The 24,547-nt window shown below is 63.8% G+C and carries 16 protein-coding genes; 13 read left to right on the forward strand and 3 right to left on the reverse strand.

Features of this window, described 5'->3' with window-relative positions; translation table 11 throughout:
* The first annotated feature begins 24 nt into the window (after positions 1–24).
* The 13 genes from JR065_RS07925 (at position 25) to JR065_RS21695 (ending at position 20,232) form a co-directional block, all read left to right on the forward strand.
* On the forward strand, positions 25–2,100 hold the full coding sequence (locus JR065_RS07925) for a TonB-dependent receptor family protein (protein WP_343237255.1): 2,076 nt from the start codon (positions 25–27) through the stop codon (positions 2,098–2,100).
* Positions 2,101–2,110: 10 nt separating this feature from the next.
* Entirely contained in the window at positions 2,111–2,737 is a 627-nt protein-coding gene (locus tag JR065_RS07930) for an SCO family protein (RefSeq protein ID WP_206233494.1), read from the forward strand.
* A gap of 84 nt (positions 2,738–2,821) precedes the next feature.
* Positions 2,822–3,379, forward strand: a complete 558-nt coding sequence (locus tag JR065_RS07935) for a copper chaperone PCu(A)C (protein ID WP_206233495.1) — start codon at positions 2,822–2,824, stop codon at positions 3,377–3,379.
* Between the two features lie 148 nt (positions 3,380–3,527).
* Positions 3,528–3,782 carry a type II toxin-antitoxin system Phd/YefM family antitoxin gene (locus JR065_RS07940; RefSeq protein WP_206233496.1) on the forward strand — a complete coding sequence of 85 codons (255 nt, stop codon included), beginning with the start codon at positions 3,528–3,530 and terminating at the stop codon, positions 3,780–3,782.
* Complete coding sequence (locus JR065_RS07945; RefSeq protein WP_206233497.1) at positions 3,782–4,207, forward strand: type II toxin-antitoxin system VapC family toxin; 426 nt, start codon at positions 3,782–3,784, stop codon at positions 4,205–4,207. Before JR065_RS07940 ends, JR065_RS07945 begins: the two co-directional genes overlap by 1 nt.
* A 207-nt stretch (positions 4,208–4,414) precedes the next feature.
* Complete coding sequence (locus JR065_RS07950) at positions 4,415–5,062, forward strand: DUF2026 family protein (protein ID WP_206233499.1); 648 nt, start codon at positions 4,415–4,417, stop codon at positions 5,060–5,062.
* 4 nt (positions 5,063–5,066) lie between these two features.
* On the forward strand, positions 5,067–5,990 hold the full coding sequence (locus JR065_RS07955) for a hypothetical protein (protein WP_206233500.1): 924 nt from the start codon (positions 5,067–5,069) through the stop codon (positions 5,988–5,990).
* 43 nt (positions 5,991–6,033) lie between these two features.
* Positions 6,034–6,762, forward strand: a complete 729-nt coding sequence (locus tag JR065_RS07960; protein ID WP_206233501.1) for an abortive infection family protein — start codon at positions 6,034–6,036, stop codon at positions 6,760–6,762.
* 370 nt (positions 6,763–7,132) lie between these two features.
* Positions 7,133–7,564: a SymE family type I addiction module toxin gene (locus JR065_RS07965; protein ID WP_206233502.1), complete on the forward strand. Its 432-nt coding sequence runs from the start codon at positions 7,133–7,135 to the stop codon at positions 7,562–7,564.
* A 219-nt stretch (positions 7,565–7,783) separates the two neighbouring features.
* Entirely contained in the window at positions 7,784–9,949 is a 2,166-nt protein-coding gene (locus JR065_RS07970; protein WP_206233503.1) for a type I secretion system permease/ATPase, read from the forward strand.
* The gene (locus JR065_RS07975; protein WP_206233505.1) at positions 9,946–11,364 is read left to right on the forward strand and encodes an HlyD family type I secretion periplasmic adaptor subunit; all 1,419 of its coding nucleotides are present in this window, start codon (positions 9,946–9,948) and stop codon (positions 11,362–11,364) included. The genes JR065_RS07970 and JR065_RS07975 overlap by 4 nt, the downstream gene beginning before the upstream one ends.
* A gap of 148 nt (positions 11,365–11,512) precedes the next feature.
* Positions 11,513–12,271, forward strand: coding sequence for a hypothetical protein (locus JR065_RS07980; RefSeq protein ID WP_206233506.1), 759 nt, complete (start codon positions 11,513–11,515; stop codon positions 12,269–12,271).
* Positions 12,268–20,232, forward strand: coding sequence for a calcium-binding protein (locus JR065_RS21695; protein ID WP_206233507.1), 7,965 nt, complete (start codon positions 12,268–12,270; stop codon positions 20,230–20,232). Before JR065_RS07980 ends, JR065_RS21695 begins: the two co-directional genes overlap by 4 nt.
* Positions 20,233–20,283: 51 nt before the next feature.
* Here the strand turns inward: JR065_RS21695 and JR065_RS07990 are convergent, their stop codons facing one another.
* The 3 genes from JR065_RS07990 to JR065_RS08000 form a co-directional block, all read right to left on the reverse strand.
* Complete coding sequence (locus tag JR065_RS07990) at positions 20,284–21,558, reverse strand: FG-GAP repeat domain-containing protein (protein WP_206233508.1); 1,275 nt, start codon at positions 21,556–21,558, stop codon at positions 20,284–20,286.
* 473 nt (positions 21,559–22,031) lie between these two features.
* Complete coding sequence (locus tag JR065_RS07995) at positions 22,032–22,325, reverse strand: hypothetical protein (RefSeq protein WP_206233509.1); 294 nt, start codon at positions 22,323–22,325, stop codon at positions 22,032–22,034.
* Between the two features lie 355 nt (positions 22,326–22,680).
* On the reverse strand, positions 22,681–24,531 hold the full coding sequence (locus JR065_RS08000; protein WP_206233510.1) for a pre-toxin TG domain-containing protein: 1,851 nt from the start codon (positions 24,529–24,531) through the stop codon (positions 22,681–22,683).
* Between the last annotated feature and the right edge of the window lie 16 nt (positions 24,532–24,547).

The raw sequence follows: 24,547 nt of genomic DNA on the forward strand, positions 1-24,547 counted from the left end.
CGTGCGTCGCGCTTGGCCGTGGCTGTGGCCGCCATCCTTCTGCCGACCGCCGCGCTGCGCGCCGCCGAGCCGGCCACGCCCACCACTCTGGATGCCGTGCAAGTCCGCTCGGCGGCGCTCGAGCGCATCCAGGCCGAACAGGCGCTCACGCCGGGCGGCGTGACCGTGCTCGATGGCGATGCGTTCCACGAACGGGCGGTCGCCACCATGGCCGATTCGCTGCGCTACGTGCCCGGCGTGTGGGCCGAGAGCGGCACCGGCGGCGATGCGATGTTCATCTCCAGCCGCGGCTCCAACCTCGACGCCACCGACTACGACAACAACGGCGTCAAGCTGTTCCAGGATGGCCTGCCGGTCACCACCGCCGACGGCAACAACCACAACCGCTTCATGGACCCGTTGGCCGCGCGCCACGCGATCGTCGCCCGCGGCGCCAATGCGCTGACCTACGGCGCCAGCAACCTGGGCGGCGCCATCGACTTCGTGAGCTACACCGCGCGCAACAGCGCGCCCTGGCAGGCCGCCATCAGCGGCGGCAGCCACGGCCTGATCAGCGGCCGCTTCACCGCCGGCGGCGTCTCCGGCGACCTGGACGGGCAGGTGACGGTGGAAGGCAAGCATGCGGACGGCTATCGCGAGCACGGCCGGCAGAGCCGCACCGGCGTCTACGCCAATGGCGGTTGGCAGGCGTCGCAGGACCTGGATCTGCGCGTCTACGCCATGCACGTGGACAACCGCGAACAGCTGGCCGGCGCGCTCACCCGGGCGCAGTTCGACCAGGACGCGGACCAGGCCAACCCGTCGGCGATCAGCGGCAACTTCCAATGGAACACCACCACCGACCGCCTGGCGCTGAAGGGCGACTGGACGCCGGATGCGGACGGCCGGCTGGAGTTCGGCCTGTCCTACGAGAACCAGGATCTCTACCATCCCATCGTCGACAAGGTCATGGTCGACTTCGACGGCGGCGGTCCCGCGGCGCCCGTGGAAGTCTTCAGCCTGCTCAAGAACACCGACCAGCGCACCTGGGCCGGCATGGCGCGCTACAACGTCAAGCGCGGCGATCACGACCTGCTGCTGGGCCTCAACCTGGCCGACACGCGCGAGACCGGCGGCAACTACCGCAACCACCACGGGCAGCGCAATGGCCGCACCGGCATCATCGACAACCGCTCCGACAGCACCGAGGTGTTCGTCGTGGACCGCTGGACGCTCGCCCAGGACTGGACGCTGGTCTACGGCGCGCAGGGCGTGTTCACCGGCCGCGACGTGCGCAACACCGACCTGGCCAGCGGCACGCTGCGCAATCCGAAGGCCGACTACCGCGCCTTCAATCCCCGCGTCGGTGCGATCTACGCCATCGCCCAGGGCAGCGAGGCCTACGCCAGCATCAGCCGCCTCTACGAAGCGCCGACCACGTTCGATCTGGAAGACGACGTGCGCGGCGACGGCTCCACCCTCGATGCCATGCGCGGCATCGTCTACGAGCTGGGCGTGCGCGGCAGCACGCCGCCCGCTTCGCAATCGGTGAGCTGGCAGTGGGACGTGGACGTGTATTACGCGCAGATCCGCGACGAGATCCTCTCCGTCGACGACCCTGCCGCACCGGGCACCAGCCTGTCCGCGAACATGGATCGCACCGTGCACGCCGGCGTCGAGGCGCTGCTCGGCGCCAGTATTCCGCTCGGCGACGGCGCGCAGCGCATCGAACCGCTGCTCAGCGCCAGCTACAACCGCTTCGCGTTCGATGGCGATCCGCACTACGGCAACAACGCCCTGCCGGCCGCGCCGGACTACGCGCTACGCGGCGAGGTGATGTATCGCCACCAGAACGGCTTCTACGCCGGGCCCACATTCGACCTGGTGGGCGCGCGCCATGCCGATTTCAGCAACACCTATCGCATCGGTAGCTACGGCCTGGTCGGCCTGCGCACGGGCTTCGCCCGCGACCGCTGGCAGGTCTTCCTCGAAGGCAGGAACCTGGCCGACAAACGCTACGTGGGCAGCATGAGCGTGCGCGACCGGGCGAGCGCCGACGCGGCGATCCTGCAGGCCGGCGCGCCGCGCTCGGTGTATGCGGGCCTGCGGTTCCAGTACTGAGGGCGTGCACATGAAGACTTCGATACTTGCGATATCGCAGCGGCAGGACAGCCGCCCCGCGTGGCACGTCGTCCGCCATGCGGCGTTCCTGTTGTTCGTCCTGCTGCTGTGCGGCTGCAGCCGCCCGCCCCTGCACGGTGCCGATTTGAGCGCGGCCGGCCGCGGCGCGAGCTTCTACCTGAAGGACACCGAAGGCGTACCCCGCCCGCTGCAGAGCTTCCGCGGCAAGGCGCTGGTGCTGTTCTTCGGCTTCACCCGCTGTCCGGACATCTGCCCCACCACCCTGGTGCGCGCCACGCAGATCAAGCGGCAGCTCGGCGAGGACGCGCGCCACGTGCAGTTCGCGTTCGTCACGCTGGACCCGCAGCGCGACACCCCCAACGTACTGCGAACCTACGTGCAGGCCTTCGATCCGGACTTCATCGGCCTGACCGGCAGCGAGGGCGAGATCAGGATCGCCACCACGCAACTCAACGTGGCCTACGCCAAGGTGCCGATCGGCAACACCTACACCATCGACCATTCCACCCGCAGCTACGTGTTCGACGCCGCAGGCCACCTGCGCGTGGGCCTGGCGCACAAGCAGAGCGTGGAGGCGTGCGTGGAGGATATCCGCCAGGTGCTGGCGTACGACTGATCCGGCGCGCTCCATAGGCCGCACGACAAGAACCCACCCGCCGCATCGCGGCGGTCTTCTCCCGCAAGCCAAGAGGTATTCACCATGAAAACGCGCGCCACCGCACTCGCCGCCGCGCTGCTCGTCCTGGCAGCCTGCCAGCCGTCCACTGACCATGCGGCGCACGACAGGTCGACCGCCACGCCACCAGCGCCCGCCGATGCCGCAGCCCCTCCCGCCCGCGCGGTGTCGCCGGCCGTGCACGCCAGCCAGGCCTGGACGCGCGCCACGCCGCCCGGCGCCGCCGTGGGCGCGGGCTACATCACCTTGCGCAACGACGCCGACACCGCCGACAAGCTGGTCGCGATCCGGTCGGAGGCGAGTGCGCGCGTGGAAATCCACGAAATGCGGATGGACGGCGACGTCATGAAGATGCGCCAGCTCGATGAAGGCCTGGCACTGCCGCCCCACGCAACGGTGGTGCTGCAACCCAGCGGCAACCACCTGATGTTCATCGAGCCGCGCGCGCCGTTCGTCGCCGGCACGCCGGTCGAGGCCACGCTGACGTTCCAGAACGCGCCCCCGGTGACGGTGCAGTTCGACGTGCAGCCGATGGGGGCCGCTGGCCCTGGCGATGACGACCACGGGCAGCACATGCACTGACGCGTGGTGGCTCGCATCCGGTGCGGCGGAACCGAACGTGCGCATAGCATTGCGCTAGCGCCTGCTACCAACGCCCTGACTGCCCGCTTGCGCCTCAAATCTGCACTGTAGTAACGTAACTACATAGAGTGAATGCAGGAGGTGCCCAATGACCATCACAACCTTATCCAGTCGGGAACTGAACCAGGACGTGACGCGGGCAAAGAAGGCTACCAAGAGCGGCCCGGTGTTCATCACGGACCGCGGCAAGCCTGCGCATGTGTTGTTGAGCTTCGAGGATTACCAACGGCTGACTAGGCAGCGGCGCAACATTGCCGATGCGCTGGCGATGCCGGGCGTTGCAGACATCGAGTTTGAGCCGCCGCGCGTGACGATTGGAGCTAGGCCGGTTGATCTCTCGTGATGTACGTGCTCGACACTAACGTGCTGTCCGAGCTGCGCAAGGTGCGGCTCGGCAGAGCGGATACGAATGTGGCGGCATGGGCGGAAAGCGTCGATGCCGCCGATCTCTTCATCTCGGCCATCACCGTCATGGAGCTGGAGGTTGGCGTTCTGTCGATCGAACGCAAGGACGCTACCCAGGGCGCCATGCTGCGTTCGTGGCTGGAACAGCACGTATTGCCTGAGTTCTCCGGGCGCACATTGCCGATCGACACCGCTGTGGCGCAGCGCTGCGCCCGGTTGCATGTACCCGACAAGCGCGGCGAGCGCGACGCGCTTATCGCGGCGACGGCGCTGGTGCATGGCATGGCGGTGGTCACGCGCAACGTCTCTGACTTCGAGCCCACGGGAGTTCCCGTCGTCAATGCTTGGGAGCCGTTGCCATGATCGCCTACGGGCTTATGCGTAAGGCAATTGGAAGTTGTCCGCTATGAAAAAGTGAGGGTTAGAAGTCAACCTGACCCCGTCTATTCGAAATCGTTGCCGCCAGCGGCCGTCGATCAGATGGAGATGATTGCATGAAAACGTGGGGAAACCTTAGAACCTGACCCCATTCTTTAGGGGCTGCAACTCGCGACCGGGGGAACAAGAAATATGGCCAAGGACATAGCGGCTTCGCCGAAGCTCCAGCTCACGCTGCCTGAATACAATCGCATCTACGAGATCATCTACTCCGTGCTTGAAGGAAGGGCAAATACACCTTTTGCATGCATGTTTTTTGCTGCCGCTGGGGCTCTGATCCTTAACAAGCACTACAAGATTCCAGCTCGTGCAGTAGCAGGCGCTTTTCTGCTATGTGCTGATCTTGCGCCTTCGGTCATCAGCATTGCGAAGAACGAAGATGGCGTGGTCACGTCTGATCGAGATGGGTTCCATATGTGGGTTCAGACCGAAACCCATGTGATTGATTTCATGGCGCCGATATTTAACGAGGCAATCAAGGGCAAGGGCTATCCTGGCACGGTGCCGCGCAAAATGTTTCAGCGCTCGCTGTCTGCGGAAGTGGAATCCATCGAGCAGCTGCGCGCGCCCGGCGACTACTTCACGATGCCCAGCATTGAGCTGACCAAGGAGCTTGTTGATTCACTATTTGAGCGACCTGCAAATGTGGATCTTCTGAATGCAGTCGATCGTTGGTTCAAGAAATACCCAAAGAAACTGGATGGCCTGAGTCTGTTAAATGACCTCGGCGAAGTGCACAAGCTGACCTTGAGCGCACCCCGGATTTCGGGGGCTTGGTAAGCGCATGATTACACTCAGCAATGAGCGGGGACTTGTTCGCATTGCGTCTTGGGGTGACATCGAGTCCGTCCCCGGATTCACGGCGGACATTGACCCAAAGACGGTGAAGCTCAAAGAGATCATTGGCAGCTACACGTTCGATGCTCTGATTCCATGCGGGCTTTCGACTTGTCACCAGCCCCACGGCAACGGATTCCTTGTTGCGGCGGCAGATGGGAGAGTGACCAACATCGGACGCATCTGCGGAAAGCGACATTTCTCCGTGGAGTTCACGCAGATGAGTCGCATTTTTCTTGCCGCTGTTAGGGCGCAACAGAACCGCGAGTTCTTGGGTGAACTGAGGAGCCGACTTCCCACCATCACGACAGAAGTCGCCACCATCAAGAACGAACAGCATGGTGCCGCGTGGATCAATACCCGCGTTAATCAGCTCACCGGGAAATCTACTGCTCTTCCGACGCCGATCATCAACGCGGTTCGCCAAGCGGTCCGGCGAGGCAATGGAGTTCTCATCATTGAGCGCGCGGCGACCAAGCAAGAGCGCGAAGAACGATCCGCTGCGGTAGACGTCAAGGGTCTTGAGCACATGCGCCGAAACGTCTCGTTTGTTGTTGAGGATCAGGTTGGTCAATTGGATGGATTCGCTGCGCTTGCACCTGGCAATGGACTACGGGAAATCCTTGGGGCGATTGAGCCGTTCCTGAAAGGCCTTTCGGAAGCAGATATTGAGAGCCTGCCGGACAAACAGCTCCGGGAGCTGTCGAAGGTAGGTGGCGAGCTTGATGCGAATCTTGATCGGCTTCGCGCCATTGTCGCTGCCGGAAGGCGATTGCTGACACGGAAGAACATTCAGCAGCTCATGCGGTTCGCCACTAGCAGCGCGGAAAACCGCTTGTTTGCGGTGTTCTTGAGCGACCTTCCTAACTGAGTACTTGACCTTGAACATTCGCGACGCTTTGCAAGACCCCAGCATGTCAGGCAAGCTGATGCTTGCCTTGCAACGTGCGGTTTCTGACCAGTTCACCCAAACCGATTGGGAAGAGCTGGGCTACGAAACCGGCGAGCACGATTACATTGCCGGGCACCAGCGCCTCATGCGGAGCCTGTACTTTGGTGATGAAGACTATGGTTCTTGCGTCTTCCAAGTACTTCGGTACTTCGCTGACCACAACGCGGCTGCCATTGAGGTACTTCTCAAGCGGAAGAAGATTCGGTTTGCATTGGAGAATGACGCTCAGGAGTTGCTGCATGATTTGGGGCTGATCGAGTCGCATGTTCCGGCAATTCCGTCTGGCACCATCACAGCGTCCCAAGTTGTGGAGCGCGCGCTGGCAGACGCGAATCATTTGCTAGCGAAGAGCGGTCCCATCAGCTGCATCGACCGCCTGCACACCGCGCTCCATGGATACTTGAAGGACTTGGCTATTCGCGCTGGGCTCGTCGTTGATGACCAGTCATCCCTTACTCAGCTCTTCAAGCTGCTGCGCGCCAGCCATCCGAAGTTCCAGCACCTCGGTAGCCAAGACAAAGACATTGTGCGAGTGCTTAACTCGCTCTCCAACGTGGTTGATGCGCTCAACACGATCCGGAATCATGCGTCGGTCGCGCACCCCAACGAAAATCTGCTGGATGAGGCGGAAGCGATGCTTATGGTGAATATCACGCGCACCCTGTTCCACTACATCAGCGCGAAGGTCTAGCGGGCGGCAAGATGTCGGGGTCAGGCTGACTTACTCCGCTCCCGCAGGATGTCCTGCAATTGTCTACAGGCGTCCTGCTTTAAACGTTGACAGCTTCTTTTGGTCGAGTAACTATTTATTTGTTGCGGCAAATTCCGCAGCCGGGATTGGTCTCCCGAAATCTACAAGGCGCACCAGCGCCCATCTTCGATGTCCGGCGCTTTTTTGTTTCCCGGCTTCGAGGCGGGGCAGGGCTTGCAGCTTTATGGCGGGCGGTGCGCGGGGGCCTTCGGGCCCGCCGGTTGCCTTGTGGCCGGTAGACCAACCCGCACCGTCCGCCACCTTTGATTGGTCTCGGGGATGGCGGACTCCATTACACAAGGAGAACGTCATGCCCCGTAACGCTTCCGCTCGTTCGAAGTCCGCGTCCACCCGCCGCGCCGCCGAAGCGCCACCCTGCTGGCTCAAGGTCGAATCGCCCGATCCCCTGGATGCAATTGCCGCCGAACCGCTGTCTGGTGCGTCGGCGCCGCCGGCAAACCCCGTTGCCGACGAGGTGGTCGCCGCGCCCAGGCGCTCGATCCCACGCCGGCCGACGCACTGCACCATCGGCTATCGCTACTACGATGTGGAACGCAATGGGATGGTGGTCGGGCGGCAGGTGCCCAGCCTGCGCTTGCATGGGCTGTGGCTGGAAGGCATCGGCTTTGCGGTGGGCGGCAAGGTGCGGATCAGGATGGTCGAAGGCGCTTTGCTGATCACCACCGTGCCTACGCAGCCGCCGGTGGAGAAGAAGCGGCGTTCGCGCAAGCCGTCACTTTAGCCATGCCGCAAGCGGCCGCAGGCGTTCTGCGGCCGCTTGAGCGGTTCTCGGTGACCGGTAACCACAGTCTTCAGTACTGTGATCATCGGTAAAGCGTCCCGTCTCGACTCGAAGCCGCAGAACCCCCGGCGGGCCGGATCGGGGGGTTGTTGACATTGCGTGAAGATCCCGCAATGCTCCGCGCCATTAGGCCATTGAGGGCCGCATAGCAGGGACGTTATGCAACAGGGGGGAGTCGCGTTAGCGCTCGTTGGGGAAGAAGTGCCTGCAGGTCCGCCACCGGATCTTGCGTTGCGTGGCCTGGTGCTGTTGGCGCAGTTCCACGGAATCGCGGCCGATGCGTCCCAGCTTGCACATGAGTTCGGCAGGAGCGGGGAGGCCTTCGACGAGGTCACCCTGCTGCTGGCTGCGCGCAAGCTTGGGCTGAAGGCCAAGGTCGCCAAGGTGCCGGCCGCTCGCTTGTCCATGGCGAACTTTCCGGCGTTGGCCTGGGGAACGGCGGGCGAGGCCTTTCTGATCGCCCGCATTCAGGGCGACCAGGCGCTGATCCACGATCTCGCCGAGCGGCGTCCGCGCCAGATCGCGGTGGAGGAGTTGGAGCAGCGGTATGGCGGGCGCCTGCTGCAGGTCGCTTCGCGCGCGTCGGTGCTGGGCCAGCTGGCCAAGTTCGATTTCACCTGGTTCATCCCGGCGATCGTCAAGTACCGGCGGCTGCTGCTGGAAGTATTCGTCGTCTCGCTCTTCATCCAGCTGTTCGCGCTGGTCACGCCGCTGTTCTTCCAGGTGGTGATGGACAAGGTGCTGGTGCACAACGGCCTCACCACGCTGGACGTGATCGCCATCGGCCTGGTCTGCATGGCGGTGTTCGAGGTGGTACTGACCGGGCTGCGCACTTATGTATTCGCCCATACCAGCAGCAAGATCGACGTGGAGCTGGGCGCGCGGCTGTTCCGCCACGTGCTGGCGCTGCCGCTGGCGTACTTCGAGTCGCGGCGCGTCGGCGACACCATTGCCCGCGTGCGCGAACTGGAGAACATCCGCAGCTTCCTGACCGGGCAGGCGCTGACCTCGGTGCTGGACCTGCTGTTCACCGTGGTCTTCCTGGCGGTGATGTTCTGGTACAGCGGTTGGCTGACCTTGGTGGTGGTGATTTCGTTGCCGTTGTACGCGCTGATCTCCGGCGCGATCACGCCGGTGCTGCGCAAGCGCCTGCAGGACAAGTTCGCGCGTGGTGCCGACAACCAGTCGTTCCTGGTCGAGACCGTCAGCGGCATCGGCACGGTCAAGGCGATGGCGGTGGACCCGCGCGCCACCCGCACCTGGGACAACCAGCTGGCCGGCTATGTCAGCGCCGGTTTCGGCGTGACCCGCGTGGCGACCATCGGCCAGCAAAGCGTGCAGCTGGTGCAGAAGCTGGTGGGCGTGGCGATCCTGTTCTTCGGCGCCAAGCTGGTGATCGACGGCAAGCTTTCGCTGGGCCAGCTGATCGCCTTCAACATGCTTTCCGGCCAGGTGTCGGCCCCGATCATCCGCCTGGCGCAGCTGTGGCAGGACTTCCAGCAGGTGGGCATTTCGGTCGAGCGGCTGGGCGACATCCTCAACACCCGGACCGAGCTGCCCGGCAGCAAGATGGCGCTGCCGCCCATCCAGGGCCGGGTCAGCTTCGAGCGCGTGCATTTCCGCTATCGCCCGGAGGCGCCGGAGGTCCTGGCCGGGGTCGAACTGGACATCAAGCCCGGTGAGGTGATCGGGATCGTCGGGCGCTCCGGCTCGGGCAAGAGCACGCTGACCAAGCTGGTGCAGCGGCTCTACACCCCCGAACGCGGCCGCGTGCTGATCGACGGCCATGACCTGGCCCTGGCCGATCCGGCCTGGCTGCGCCGCCAGCTCGGCGTCGTGCTGCAGGAGAACTTCCTGTTCAACCGCAGCATCCGCGAGAACATCGCGCTGGCCGATCCGGGGATGCCGCTGGAGCGGGTCATCCACGCCGCCAAGCTGGCGGGCGCGCACGACTTCATCACCGAATTGTCCGAAGGCTACGACACCTCGGTGGGCGAGCACGGCACCGGCCTGTCCGGCGGCCAGCGCCAGCGCATCGCCATCGCCCGGGCGCTGATCACCGATCCGCGCATCCTGATCCTCGACGAGGCCACCAGCGCGCTGGACTACGAGTCCGAGCATGCGGTGATGGCCAACATGCACTCCATCTGCAAGGGCCGCACCGTGTTGATCATCGCCCATCGGCTATCGACGGTGCGGCGCGCCAACCGCATCGTGGTGGTGGATAAGGGGCAGATCGTCGAGACCGGCACCCATGCCGAACTGGTCGAGCGTCCGGACGGGCATTACGCGCGGCTGCACCGGTTGCAGGCGGGGGTGGCATGAAGCACGTCGTCGAGGGGTTTGGTGCGTTCGCCCGACGTTACTGGGGCGTGTTCCGCTCGGCCTGGGCCTCGCGCCGCGAACTGGACTCGCCCGAGCGCAGCGACGACGAACGCGCGTTCCTGCCGGCCCACCTGGAACTGATCGAAACGCCGGTCTCCCCCACGCTGCGCTGGACGATGCGGATCATCGTCGCGTTCTTCTGCGTCGCCCTGCTGTGGGCGTGCCTGGGCAAGCTGGATATCGTCGCGGTGGCACCCGGCAGGACCGTGGTCGACTCGCGCACCAAGATCATCCAGCCGGCCGAGACGGCGGTGGTGCGACGCATCCTGGTGCGCGATGGCCAGCAGGTGAAGGCTGGCGAGGCGCTGATCGAACTGGATGCCACGACCACGGGCGCCGAGCTCGCCCAGGTCGGCGAGACGCTGACAGAGGCGCGCCTGGCTTCGTTGCGCCTGACCGCCCTGGCCACGGCCATCGACAGCGGCGCAACCCCGCGCCTGACCCCGACGCCGGACGTGCCGGCCGGGCGCTTCGCCGCCGAGCAGGCCCTGGCCAGCAGCCAGTTCGAGGCATTGCAGGCCAAGCGCCACAACCTGCAGGCGGCCATCGCGCAGCGCCGGGCCGAACTGCGGACCACGCGCGACACGATCGAGCCGATGGCCGAGTCGGCGCGCATCTCCAAGGCGCGTGCCGAGGACTACGGCCGCCTGGTCGAGGGCAAGTACGTCGGCCGCCACGACTACCTGCTGCGCGAGCAGGAGCGCATCGCCGCCGAGCGCGACCTGGCCACGCAGCGCAACCGGCTGCAGGAGATCGGCTCGGCGCTGAGCGCGGCCGAGGAGGAACTGCGCGTGCTGGTGGCCGACTTCCGGCAGCAGACGCTGGACCAGTTGCGCGAGGCCGAGCAGAAGGTGGCGCAGGGCACGCCGGAACTGGCCAAGGCCGGGCGGCGCGATGGCCTGATGACGCTGCGCGCGCCGGTGGACGGCACCGTGCAGCAACTGGCGGTGCATACCGTCGGCGGGGTGGTCACGCCGGCGCAGGAACTGCTGGCGGTCGTGCCGCAGGAGGCGCTGGAGGTCGAGGCGACGGTGCTCAACAAGGACATCGGCTTCGTACGGCCGGGACAGCCGGTGACGGTGAAGATCGAGAGCTTCCCGTATACCCGCTACGGCTACCTGACCGGCAAGGTGGTGAGCGTGTCGCACGACGCGGCGCAGGACGAGAAGCTGGGGCTGGTGTTTCCCGCACGCATCCGATTGGACGGCAGCAAGCTGGATATCGACGGCGTGGTGGTGAGCATGAGCGCCGGCATGGCGTTGAGCGCGGAGATCAAGACCGGGAAGCGGCGGGTGATCGACTACTTGCTGAGCCCGCTGAAGCAGCATGTGGGTGAAGGAATGCGGGAAAGGTGAGGCTGCCGACCCCGCCAATCCACGGTGGGCAGCTTTTGCCCGCAGGACATTGGAAGTGGGAACTATTCGATGCTCGCTTGCACACAGTGGTTACAACGCTATGGGGCGCTCCGCGCTTTATTACAGCCCGGGTTGGAAGGAGGACTGCATGAGGAAGATGGGCGTAGTGATCGGGTTGACGATCGCGGCGGTGTCGGTGGTCGTCGCCTCCGTTTCGTGGAAGCTCAGGCAGATAGATGCGGGAATCTGCCCGAGCACGGGCGTTCAAATGAGTGACGCGGATCTGCGGTCGCGGGTGCTGTCTAGCCTGATTGGCATCGGATTGGAGAATATTCGTGTTCAGGATGCCGACTATTACCACGGGGGGCGCGGTCTCAAGGTGGCCGGCCCGATGTCGGACCGTGATATTGCAAAGGCGCTGTTTGATCTGAAGAACGGCGGGAATGATTTCGCTGGCGAGCTCGGTGCGAAGGAAGTCACGCAGGGGGCCAGTGAGCACATCGACTCGATCAGGGAGCCATTTGTCCTGCTTGATTACTCCACTCATGGCACCTATACAGCGACGCGAACGGCATCGCAGGACGTCATTTACGTAGACCCGTCCAGCTTGCCAGCTGGCGCGGGTTGGCCAGGACTGGTGAACCGGCTGAGGGGCTTCGGGATTCACTACTACAGGATTCAAGTGCGGCAGTTCATCTACGACTGCTGTACCTACAAACACGGCACCCGGGTGCACCCAGCCGTACCAGGAGGCACTACCCATTACTGGGAGACGGGTAAGGACGGCAGCGTAATAATTGGTCACCACGATTTGGGAGGAGTGGCCTACGTCTCCAACTGTGGCGAAATCATGACTCGCAGGAATGCACTTGGGTTCAACGAAATCAAATGGATCAAAGGAGAATGAATGTGACGATGCCAACCATCAACCAGATCGTTTCACGGTACCTGTTCAATACGGACGTGCCGCCTTCAAATCTTGCTGACGAAGCGTTGATCCGTAGTGCAGGGCAGCAGGGAGATCAAGTAAATGTCAACGCAAACGAATATATGACGACCGGGGCTGGTCGATTCGCAGGTGTCGAAAGATTCAACTTCGTGCGCAATTTCCTTGCTGGAAACGACTACCAAGGAAGCCTCCCTCCTGGTGTCTACTCGACATCGGATCTGCTGACATTATATGGGATAAAAGAGGGTCGGCTGGCTGTGCAACAGTACTATCAGGGCGTGTACGAGAGTGATTATGCAGAACGAGCATATGTATTCGGGTCTGGAGCCTATGAGATCAATATGGACGCGGTCTTCTATGTCAACGAAGACGGTACGCGAGAGATTGATAACATTTGTGTAGTTCCCGTCGATAACGATTTTGATTATGAGAGCACGAACTGGCTGGCGTCAGTCACCAATGGACTGACGGAGGGAGAGATCGACCCCTCAGGCATCGGCCGGACTGTGCCGATACATTTCACCGAGACTGTCACGCAGAGGTACAGCTTCAGTGCCGAGGACTGGTATGCGCTGGACTTCAAGAATGCACAGGCGCTGGCCGCCGAGCGGGCCGCGAAAGCGGCCTTGGTCGCCGATATCGGTCACTTCGCGGGGGTCTTTGGCTCGTTGCTTGGCGACTTGGTCACTGGGGATATCATCACCTACGAGGATGCGGACAATCGCTTTGTCGTCTACGACGGCAAGGACACGAACAATAGCAACTCCAACCTTGACGCGATGACCCTTTTGAACCTAACGGAGCAGCTTCCGTACAACGGCGTCGTTGTCATTGCCGGAAATGGGAATGACCATCTGCACGGCACGGGTTACACCGCGGGTGATGAATTGCGTGGCGGTGCTGGCAACGACACGCTGGACGGAAGGGGGGGCGGTGACACGCTCATCGGTGGCTCTGGCGACGACATCTACCTCGTCGAAGACGAGGGGGATGAGGTCATCGAAGAGGATGGTGGTGGCGATGACACCGTCAGGTCGGAAATCAACTATACCTTGGCGGCCCACGTTGAGAATCTTGAGCTGACCGGGAGTGAAAGCATCTCCGCGACGGGCAATAGCTACAAGAACAAGATCCGGGGCAATGATGCCGCCAACGAAATACTCGGCCTTGAAGGGGATGACGATCTATACGGGCAAGGCGGCAATGATCTCATCAAGGGCGGCCAGGGTCGGGATCTTCTGGAAGGGGGCGCTGATGTCGATCGCCTGGAGGGTGGCGAGAATTTCGATATTTACCAGGCGGACGGCTTGGATACGATATTGGACAATGATGGATCCGGAACCGTCTTCTTGGAGGGGTTCAATCTTACAGGTGGAACGCGGACCGAGGATGATCCCGAGAATACCTACTACGGCAATGGCGATACCTACGTTCTGAATGGTGCGACACTGGTGGTCAATGGCGGGCTGACCATTGAGCAGTTCAGCAATGGCGACCTCGGGATCTTTCTGGAGACGGAGCCGGACGAGCCAGAGGAGCCAGAGGAGGGGCCGGATATCGGGCCTGCCGAGAGCAGGACGTCGCCGATCGTCATCGACCTCGATGGTGACGGTGTCGAGACCACTGCGCTCCAGAATAACCGCTACTTCGACCATGATGCCAATGGAATGCGCGAGCGAACTGCCTGGGCATCTGCTGACGACGGGTTTCTCGTTCGCGATCTGAACAGGAATGGGCGGATCGACAATGGACGCGAGATGTTTGGGAATCAGACGCGCCTCGCAAATGGCAACTTGGCATCGAATGGTTTCGAAGCGCTCCGAGACCTGGACGACAACCAGGACGGCCTCATCGACCAGAACGACGCAGTGTTTGCCGAGCTGCGGATCTGGCGCGACCTGAACGGCAACGGCAGGACTGATTCGGGCGAGCTGCAGACCTTGGCGCAAAGCGGCCTGAGCGCGGTTCGGACGGGTTGGCAATCCTCGGGTTACGTCGACGCGAACGGACAGATGCATGCGCAGATTGGCACCGCGATCCGCCATGACGGGACGGATGCCGCAGCTGCCGACGTCTGGTTCCAGGTAGATGCAACACACAGGAGCAATGCACAGTTCGACCCGGCGATTCGGGATTTCTTGCAGCTTCCCGATGCCAAGGCCTTCGGCAACCTGCCTGACCTGCGGCAGGCGATGGCGAGGGATCCCGCGCTGGTCGACCTGGTTGAAGCGTATACCGCGGAGACGGACCCGGCATCCCGGGCGGCCATGCTGGAAGGCTTGATCTTCCAGTGGGCAGGCGTGGCCGACGTGGACCCATACAGCAGGGATCCACGCATGGTCTATGGGCATGTCATGGATGCGCGCCAGCTGATCGTACTCGAGCAGCTGGTTGGCCGGGGCTACGAGGGCACTTGGTGTTGGGGCGAGCGCGACCCCAACCCGCATGGCAATGCGGCTCCGCTGCTGAGGGAGGAGTTCGCAAAGTTCTCGATGTATGTAGGTGCACAACTGCTGGCCCAGGTCGATTCGGAGAACTACTCGTTCATCAAGGGGGGCTTCGCCTCCGGTTATTCCCACGTCATGATCGACTGGGAAGAGTTCAACCAGGTGGCTGCATCTCTCGCTGCAGACGGACGGGACGCCAAGCTGACCGAGATCGTCGACGTCCTGCGCGACCTCGGCGCCTATTCCCCTGTGTTCCGAGACCAAACCATGCAGGGGTTCGCCCTCGCCATGGCGCTTCACCCCGAACTGTCGTCTTTTTTCGGTATTCCCTCGCTGATTGGAACCGAGGGAAACGACTGGCTTGTGGGCCAGTACTTAGACGAAGTGATCGTCGCCGACAAGGGGGACGACACCGTGTTCGGCGGCGGAGGCAACGATACTTACCGTTATCGGGCAGGGGACGGCAAGGACAGGATCTACGACACCAGCGGCACGGACCAGCTGGTGTTCATGGAGGGAATAGAGACGACGCACGTGTCCATATCGCGCGATCTGACGTCGATCACCTTGACCATAGCCGTGGGGGCGACGGTCGGCGAGATCCGTATCGATAACGTGTTCGATGAGAACGGCCACCAGCGGGAAGGTGTGATCGAGGCAGTCCACTTCCACAATGGCACGACCTGGGGAATGGCGGATCTCGTGTCGCGCATCGTGCTTCCCGTTACCGCAGGCGATGACGTGCTGTACGGTACCGTTTCCGGCGAGATCATTTCCGCCCAGGCCGGGAACGACGGTGTCTTTGGCTTGGATGGCGACGACCAGTTGAACGGTGATGCCGGTGATGACACGATCCACGGCGGGAACGGAAACGACGTGCTCGCCGGTGGCGCTGGCGATGACCTGCTGAACGGTGGGGCAGGCGACGATACCTATCTATTTGGCCCTGGTTTTGGGCATGACGTCATTGAAAGCTACGATGACGAGGCGCAACGTCTCGACAAGATCGCGTTTGAAGCCGGGATCGTGCCTGCCGACGTCACGTTGACGCGGGTCGGCAATGACCTGCTGTTGATCTTGTCCAGTGGTGACAGCCTGCTGGTGAAATCCCACTTTCAGGCAGATGGCGATGGCGCCTACAGCATTAGTGAGATCCAATTTGCCAATGGGACCATCTGGACTACGGAGACGCTAAGGTCGAAGGCACTGGGCGGCACGAACGATAACGACTCGCTGACCGGGTATGCGTCGGACGACGTGATAGACGGGTTGGCTGGTGATGACGTCATCCGTGGCGGCGAAGGCCATGACCAACTGCTAGGGCGCGATGGAGACGATCGCTTGTATGGCGGGAACGGGGCGGACGCACTGACTGGCGATGCAGGCCAGGACCAGTTGCTCGGCGAGGATGGAAACGATGTGCTGGACGGCGGTGCAGACGATGACCTTTTGGAGGGTGGTTACGGCGCTGATCGGCTGATCGGCGGCGCCGGTAACGATCATCTGTACGGTGGTGCCGATGGCGATCAGCTGGTAGGGGGATTGGGCGACGATCGGCTGGAAGGCGGCTATAGCGATGATCGGTATTACTTCGCCCGAGGCGATGGGAAGGATACGATCAATGACATTGGTGGTTTCAGCACGATCCTGGTGTCGAACTTGCCGTTGAATGAAGTCTATTTCCGCCGGGATGGAGATAGGCTCCTCATTCTCTTCACTACCAGTCCTGATGACCAGATCAGCCTGGAAGGCTTTTTCGACGCTGCAACGGGACTGGCGACATCAGGGATCAGCATCGATACCGGAGAGGGTGAGCCATGGGACATCTCCGCGAACGAACTGGACACAGTGGTGCTTCTGGGCACCTCCCTGGATGACACGATCAACGCTAACGCGCTGGACAACACGATCGGTGGCCTGGCGGGGAACGATACGATCCGGGCCGGGGGTGGCGCCGATGCCCTCAATGGGGGTGGCGGCAATGATCTCCTGTATGGGGACGCTGGCGATGATCTGTTGGCAGGAGATGCTGGCGATGACCTGCTCGATGGTGGGACCGGCAGCGATCAACTCGCCGGTGGCAATGGTGACGATTCCTATGTGGTCGACGATGCGGGTGATGTGGTAACCGAGGCCGTCGATGGTGGCACGGATCATGTCCGGAGCAGCATCAGCTATGCCTTGCCGGACCATGTCGAACGGCTCGAATTGATTGGTGGAGACGACGTCAACGCCAGCGGCAACGAGTTGGACAACCAGTTGGTTGGCAACAGCGGAGGCAACTACCTGCAGGGATTTGGCGGAAACGACGTACTGAACGGAGATGACGGCGACGATCGACTGGAGGGCGGGGACGGCAACGACACCCTGAACGGCGGCATCGGCATCGATGTGCTGGACGGTGGGGTTGGGCACGATGTGCTTGATGGTGACAGCGGGAGCGACCAGCTAGTAGGCGGCGCTGGCGACGATACCTACAGAGTCGATGAAAGCACGGATGTGGTAGTTGAACTGTCAGACGAGGGCGCCGACAAGGTCGAGTCCTCCGCCTACAGCTACAGGCTGACAGACAACATCGAACAGCTGACATTGGTCGAAGGGAGCCGTGCGTACGAGGGTGCTGCGGGCGCAGGCAACCAGGTCCTGATTGGCAACAGCAACGACAATCGCCTGGATGGCGGCGCTGGAGCCGATGATCTCACCGGTGGCCTAGGCAACGACACATACATGGTCGACCAGGCCGGTGACGTCATCGTCGAACTGGCCGGGGAAGGGATCGACACGGTCGAGTCCAGCATCAGCTACACGCTGGGCACGAACCTGGAGAACCTGACGCTGTTGGGCGACGACGATCTCGCTGCGACGGGAAACGACGGCAATAACGTAATCCGCGGCAATGCCGGTAATAATCTTGTCGTTGGCGGTGCCGGTGCCGATATTCTGTACGGTGGTGCGGGCGATGATATGTATGTGTCCGTATCCGCATCCGACAGCGTGCACGAGCGTGCGAGCGGCGGCATTGATACCGTCGAGCGCGTGTTCGAAACCAACCTGGTGCTCGACAACAACGTCGAGAACCTGATCCTGGGCAGTGGCATTACCACCGGCAATGGCAACGCGCTTGACAACACCATCACCGGGAACGCCAGCGCCAACAGCTTGGGTGGCTGGGACGGCGACGATGTTCTGTTCGGCCTGGACGGCGACGACAACCTGTTCGGCGGTACCGGGGCCGACATCCTGTACGGTGGCAACGGCGCCGACTACTTGGATGGCGGCGAAAGCGTCGATCACCTGGAAGGTGGGGCAGGCAACGATATCTACGTCACGGACGATAGCGCCGATGTGGTGGTCGAAGCCGCCGGCGCTGGCACGGACCAGGTTCAGACCATCGCCTCATATGTGCTGTCGGCCAACATCGAGAACCTGTTCCTGATGGGCAGCAGCGCCATCGACGGCACGGGCAACGACCTGGACAACTACCTTGCCGGCAACAGCGCCGCCAACGTGATCCATGGTGGAGGAGGCAGTGACACGATCGTGGCCGGCGCTGGCAATGACACGCTGTACGGTGGAACCGGCGACGACAAGTACGTGTTCGACGCAAGCTCCGGCAGCGATGTCATCGACAACAGCGATGCCGGCTTCGATGGGGTGTTCTTCACCAGCGGCGTCACTCGCGAACGCCTGAGGTTCGGGCGGGACGGTGACGACCTGTTGATCTTCGTGGATGCGTCCACCACGCCGTCGGTGCGCGTGCTGAACCATTTCCTTGGCGGGGACGCCGCCATCGACTACGTGCAGCCGGACGGCGGCTACTACCTCACCACGGCGGAGATCAACCAGATCGTGGCCGGCGGCAGCAGTGGCGGGCAGTTCGACCAGGTCATCACCGGCACCTCCGCCGGCGAACAACTCGTCGGCAGCGCCGGCAAGGACCTGATCGAAGGCCTGGGCGGCGCCGATACGCTGTTCGGCATGGGCGGCAACGACACTCTGCGCGGCGGCGACGGCAATGATTACATGGCCGGTGGCAACGGCAATGGCAGCGGATCGGGCAACGACGTGCTCGAGGGCGGAATCGGCAATGACACGTTGCGCGGCGAAGACGGCAGCAACACGCTGACCGGTGGCGCGGGAGACGACCAGTATGTCTACGGGGGGGGCATCGACGTCATCGACAACACCGGCGGCGGCACGGACTGGCTGATCTTCCAGAATGGCATCACGACGTCGCAGCTGGCCCTAGTCCGCGACGGCGACGATCTGGTCATCACCGTCAACGGCAACGCCAGCCAGCGCGTCACGGTCACCGACCACTTCCTCGGCGGCGACATGGCCCTGGACTACCTGCAGCCGGCCAGTGGTTCGGCCCTGAACACGGCGGCGATCAACGCGCTGGTCACCAACAACGGCGGCGGGGGCGACAACGGCGGCGGTACGCCGGGGACCGGCAACGATGCGGACTACCCGTCGCAGAAGACCGGCACCGCCACCGGCGAACAGATCGTCGGCACCAGCGGCCGTGACCTGATCAAGGGGCTGGGCGGGGCCGATACGCTGTTCGGCATGGGAGCCGACGACAAGCTCGATGGCGGCGACGGCGACGACTATCTCTCTGGCGGCAACGGCAGTTTCAGCGGATCGGGCAACGACATCCTGATTGGCGGCGCCGGCGATGACCAACTGGTGGGCGAGGACGGTGCCGACACGTTGTTCGGCGGCACGGGCAACGACACCTATTTCTATGCCGCCGGCTCCGGCGTGGACACCATCGACAACACCGGCGGCGGCACCGACTGGCTGTACTTCGATGGCATCGACCGCGCCCGCCTGGCCTACCACCGCGATGGCGACGATCTGATCGTGCGCGTGGATGGTGATGCGGGGCAGCAGATGCGTGTGGTTGGACACTTCCTCGGCGGCGAACGTGCGATCGCTTACGTACAGCCTGGCGATGGCGGCTTTGCGATCTCGGCCGCGACCATCGCTGGCCAACTGACGCCGCTGGGTTCAGCCAGCCGCAGCGCATCCGCGGCCTCGCTGACGGCGGCGCCGACGCTTGACACGTTCAGCCTGAGCGAGGACGAGGCGAGCAACCTGGCGCAAGCCATCGAAGCCTTCGCCATCGGCGCGCCGGTCCTCCGCGCGCCGGCGACGATTGAAGCGGGCACGGCGCCGGCGGCAAGTCCACAGCACGGGATCGTTCTGCCGCCGCCGGCCAGTGGTGGCGTCTCAGCGCTTGGGTTCGGCAAGACGGAACCGCCGATTTCATATTCGGTCCCGGCCGGCGCGGTCCAGCAGCCCCATGCTGAATTGCGCCAGCTTGTCGACAGCTTGGCCAGCTTCGCCGGCCAAAGCGTGCTGCCGGCGTCCAACGACATCGGGTTTGATGAGCCTGGTATCGCCAACAGGGTGTCGAACTGGAGGATGTCGCACACCAGCCTGCGCTTGAGACAGATGGCGCTGTGAGACGGGAGGGAGGGCAGTGGCTGCTGCCCTCCTGATTACGTCTTGTCATGCTCATGGGCAAGGGCACTTCTGAGGGGGCGGGCCCGGCGACGCCGCAGGCTTCTGCGGGCCGACTTTCACGCGGTCGGTCAGCAGCAGGCGTGCCTGCGAGCGCCAGCCGCCGATGAAGATGTCGGGCTTGCGGTCGCCGTCCAGATCGCCCTGGGCCATGCTCCAGCCGCGGCCCACGGTGGCGCTGGGCATCGCCTGCAGGGTGACGTCCTCGAAGTTGCCGCGGCCGTCGTTTTGCCAGGCGCGCACCTGCAGCGGCACGAAGCCCGGCACCTGGATCGCGCTGACGAGCAGGTCGGGCGCGCCGTCGTGGTTGAAGTCGACCACGGTGCCGCCCCAGCTGGAAAACCGGTGGGCGGGCAGCCGCTTGCCGGTCTGGTCCTTGAAGCGGCCCTTGCCGTCGTTGATCAGCAGCCGCGTCTGCGGGTCCTTGTCCCAGCCGCCGTTGTTGCTGGTGAGGTTGAAGAACACGAGGTCCGGATGGCCGTCGCGGTTGGCATCGAACACGTGCACCTCGCGCGTCTCCAGCGGCACCGGCAGCTCGAGCCGGTCGCTCGCATCGGCGAATCGGCCCTTGCCGTCGTTGAGCAGGAGCCGGTTGGGAGGCGACTGGTTGGCGACCACCATGTCCAGGTCGGCATCGCCATCCAGGTCGGCAAGCGCGATGCCCTGGGTGTGGTCCTCGCTGGCCGGCAGGTGGGTGGCGGTGGCGTCGATGAAGTGCCCCGGGCGTTGCTTGTCGTTGAGCCACAGGAAGTTGCGGGCCGGGCCGGGCTTGTCCTCCGGCGTATTGCCGACCACGATGTCCGCCAGGCCGTCGCCATTGACGTCGCCCACCGCCAGCCCGTTGCCCTGGCTGGTGCGGGGCAGGCGCGAGTTCATGGGCACGAAGCCGCCCTTGCCGTCGCCGAAGAACAGGTTGTGCACTTCGTCGGCCTCGGCGACGAAGATCACGTCCATGAGGCCGTCGCCATTGAAGTCCGCGGCGCGCACGTGCTCGTTGTCGTTCGCCGCGTCGCCGAACACGCCGGGCTTCCACGTCAGCTTCCCGTTGCCGTCGTTGAGGTAGAGCACGTTGGCGCCGTGCTCGACGGCGACGACCACGTCCAGGTCGCCGTCGCGGTCCACGTCGATCATCGTGGCGTCGACCGCATGCAGGTCGGGCGCCTGCGGCACGTGCGTCGTCGTCACGTCGACGTAGGGGCTTGGCGTCTGCCCCTGCGCGGATGCCGTGGCGGAGGCCAGGCAGCAAAGGAGGGCGGCACCCAGTGTCATGCGCGATCTGTTCATCGAGACAGAAGCTCCCTGGTCGGATGGATGATGCGTGCGAGCCCACGATAGTCGCTCGTCACACCATCCTCAAGGATCCCGACGGGCGGCTGGACCGCACTCGAGTACCCACGGCGGAGAATCCGCCTGCTGCAATCCAGTGGTCACTCCCGCTGGGAAGACAGCGGGGCGACGCAGGAAATTCCCGGCGATGGCACCGAGCTTGCGTTCCCCGCACGTCTTCGCGTGCAGCCAATGATCGAGGCCTTCGCACGCCGGATCGATGCCGCGACGAGCGCGATGCGTGTCAGTGCGAAGGACGCCACCTTCGCCGACCTGAAGGACGTGAACTCGCCCTGGTGACCGTGATCTTCGGCGCCGTCCGCAACGCGTTCGAACGGAACCTGCCGCCGTCGGCGGCGCGTGGCCTGCAACGGCAGCCCGCTCTCATGTGCCGTTCCTACCTTGTCGCGTCGCGGTCAGCGCTCCGGTAGATGACTCAGCGATACCGAGATCAGCGCCGGCATGCGCAACCGCGCGCGACACTTCAGGTTGCCTTGCGACGGTACCCAGTCCTTCATCACCAACGGGCAGGCAGCGCGCAGCTCGCTGATGTCCAGCACATCCCCCTTGAATCCAGGGAGCTGCCATACGTCGCCATGGAACTCGATCAACAAGAGGCCATCGGCCGGGCCCTCGTCCGGGACAGTGGCCGCGAACCTCCATTTGCTGGGACCCCGTTCCATCTGCGTTCCGATGATGACTGCCGGCATACCTTCCTCCGTTGAAAAGACGAACGAGCCCGCGGCACCGCGAAGGGCCGCCGCGCATCATTCCAGCGGGGTGTCTCACCTCCTGAGACTCGTCGCACGAAGGCAAGGCTGCGGCGGGTGCGGCCTGCCCGCCGAACCATCGGGCCAGTTGAGCCGATGGCCGCCGGGTGCACTCGATGCAGATGCCTACCGAAATCCGCTCTAGCATTTGACAACCGCTTCGGTTGGGTGGCCGTCTGCGCGCCGCGGCAATGCGCCGTCCGCTTCGGTGTGCCGGATCTACAGCTCTGCCCTGTACAGGGATGCGGCGGATGGATCGGCAGTCGGCCGGCACCGCTGCCGGCCACGCCGCACCTCAGGGCGCCGCAGCCGCCAGCGTCCCGGCCAGGCCCTGCATCTTCTCGGCCAGGGCCTTCAGTTCGGTGTCCTTGATGTCCACCGCCAGCATTTCGTAGCTCACCTTCTCGGCTTTCAATTGCGCCTCGATGCTGTTGAGCGACACGTTCTTGGGCACGACGCCGAAGAACTTGGTCTGGGTCGGCGACATGTTGACCACCAGCCGCTCGGAGCCGATGCGCAGGCTGGTCTTGCCGCCGGACGGCGCCAGCCGCTCGATGTCGCGCCTTACCTGGCCTCCGTGTTCCGACAGCGCGTACTCGGTCATGATGTCCTCGATCTTTTCCGAGTAGGGCTGCCCAGCCAGGCGCGCTTCCGCACGCCGGTCGCGCCACACGTCCTTGGCGTTGGCGCGCAGTTCGTGCTTCTCGGCCTGGGTCAGCGACGACATGGAGCCCTTGGCCAGGCTCAGTTCGCGTGCGGCGTGCTTGCCGGCCTTGGCTTCGAAGATCCCCACGATGTGCAGTTCGCCGCCGCTGCGATAGGCCAGGATACCGTCGGTGATCTGCCGTCCTTTCAGGTCCCGGATCATGTGCCCGGGGATGAACTCCAGTTTCTTGCCCGCCGGCACGCGCACGCCCAGCGCCAGGGGCCCGAGGCGCGTGCGCAGCCAGGGCAGCAGGGAGCTCTCGATCAGCTCTTCCAGCAACTGGCCTTTCAGGTGGTCGACATGGGGGCCTTTTTCCAGGATGCGCAGCAAGGCGGGGCCGTCGAGGGATTTCATGGCGCTGCTGGATTTCTGCAGTTGCCCGAGCAGGGTTTCCACCGCCGGATCGATGGCCGCGGACGCTGCGCCGGAGCCTTTGACGACTGCGGGAATCGCTGGCGCGGCGTCCTTGGCCGCCTGGCCCACCAGCTGCTTTTGCGCGCGCAGTTCCGCGCTGGCCTGCTCCACGTCGCGAAGCGCCTTGCCGCCCGATGCGGCCTCGGCGCGCCCGCTGGCGCGCACGACCTTGTTCCATGCTGCGGCATCGCGCCCATACAAGGACACCAGCCGCGCCTCGGTGTAGAGGAGCCTTCCGCCCTTCACCAGGCGGCCGGCGATCGGCAGCAGCACGGTGGCGGCCAGGATGCCGCGCTCCACGTCGGTGAGCCGATAGCCGAACAGGTCCCGGCCGGCATAGGCCTCATAGGCCGCCACCGCGTTGCCGACGTAGGGAACCAGGCTGATCGCAAGCTCCATGCCTTCGACCACGGCAGGGCGGTCGACCGGGACGGCGCGCACTTCGCTGTCCAACGGCGCTTCCTGCGCCATGCGCACCAGCACCACCAGGTCGGGCCGCTCACCGAGCATGGTGGCCAGACCCGCCTGCGCGCTCATGGACATGGCGGCCTTGGCATTGGGCTGAGCCTTGAACCAGGCCGACAGCTCGTCGGCGACCAGGGTCATCACTTCGCCGACGATGGGCTTTTCGCCATGGACGAGATAGCTGATGCCGTTTTTCTTGTCGGTGAACGCGTACTGGCGAACATGCCTGTCCGCCACCAGTTGCTTGCCCAATGCGATGTATTCGCCGGCCTTGCGCGCGTATTCGGCCGGCGGCAGATACGCGGGGTGGAGTTCGGCATCGGCCTTGGCCGCACAGGCCACGCGCCACAGATCGGCGCCCTTCAGGCCGGTCTTGTTGGCCGGCATCCGCTCGTAGGCGAGCACCGAACCGGGGCGCTTGAGTTCGTCGGCCATGATCTCGCAGGCGCGCCTGGACACGGCGATCGTCGACGGGCCTGCCGTCCCGCTGCGCAGCAGGGACGACAGGCGCGTCTTCTCGTCGGCCAGCACCGCTTCGTAGGGTTTGATGTTGCCTGCCATCTGCTCGCCTCCCTGG

The organism is Xanthomonas sp., from assembly GCF_017163755.1.
In the GTDB taxonomy this organism is placed as follows: domain Bacteria; phylum Pseudomonadota; class Gammaproteobacteria; order Xanthomonadales; family Xanthomonadaceae; genus Xanthomonas_A.

Bases quoted from the DNA above. Each gene is read 5' to 3' on its own strand.
- JR065_RS07935 (WP_206233495.1), top strand. From the start codon at position 2,822: ATGAAAACGCGCGCCACCGCACTCGCCGCCGCGCTGCTCGTCCTGGCA.
- JR065_RS07975 (WP_206233505.1), top strand. From the start codon at position 9,946: ATGAAGCACGTCGTCGAGGGGTTTGGTGCGTTCGCCCGACGTTACTGG.
- JR065_RS07960 (WP_206233501.1), top strand. From the start codon at position 6,034: ATGTCAGGCAAGCTGATGCTTGCCTTGCAACGTGCGGTTTCTGACCAG.
- JR065_RS07930 (WP_206233494.1), top strand. From the start codon at position 2,111: ATGAAGACTTCGATACTTGCGATATCGCAGCGGCAGGACAGCCGCCCC.
- JR065_RS07965 (WP_206233502.1), top strand. From the start codon at position 7,133: ATGCCCCGTAACGCTTCCGCTCGTTCGAAGTCCGCGTCCACCCGCCGC.
- JR065_RS07990 (WP_206233508.1), bottom strand. From the start codon at position 21,558: ATGACACTGGGTGCCGCCCTCCTTTGCTGCCTGGCCTCCGCCACGGCA.
- JR065_RS07970 (WP_206233503.1), top strand. From the start codon at position 7,784: ATGCAACAGGGGGGAGTCGCGTTAGCGCTCGTTGGGGAAGAAGTGCCT.
- JR065_RS07945 (WP_206233497.1), top strand. From the start codon at position 3,782: ATGTACGTGCTCGACACTAACGTGCTGTCCGAGCTGCGCAAGGTGCGG.
- JR065_RS08000 (WP_206233510.1), bottom strand. From the start codon at position 24,531: ATGGCAGGCAACATCAAACCCTACGAAGCGGTGCTGGCCGACGAGAAG.
- JR065_RS21695 (WP_206233507.1), top strand. From the start codon at position 12,268: ATGAATGTGACGATGCCAACCATCAACCAGATCGTTTCACGGTACCTG.
- JR065_RS07995 (WP_206233509.1), bottom strand. From the start codon at position 22,325: ATGCCGGCAGTCATCATCGGAACGCAGATGGAACGGGGTCCCAGCAAA.
- JR065_RS07980 (WP_206233506.1), top strand. From the start codon at position 11,513: ATGAGGAAGATGGGCGTAGTGATCGGGTTGACGATCGCGGCGGTGTCG.
- JR065_RS07955 (WP_206233500.1), top strand. From the start codon at position 5,067: ATGATTACACTCAGCAATGAGCGGGGACTTGTTCGCATTGCGTCTTGG.
- JR065_RS07950 (WP_206233499.1), top strand. From the start codon at position 4,415: ATGGCCAAGGACATAGCGGCTTCGCCGAAGCTCCAGCTCACGCTGCCT.
- JR065_RS07940 (WP_206233496.1), top strand. From the start codon at position 3,528: ATGACCATCACAACCTTATCCAGTCGGGAACTGAACCAGGACGTGACG.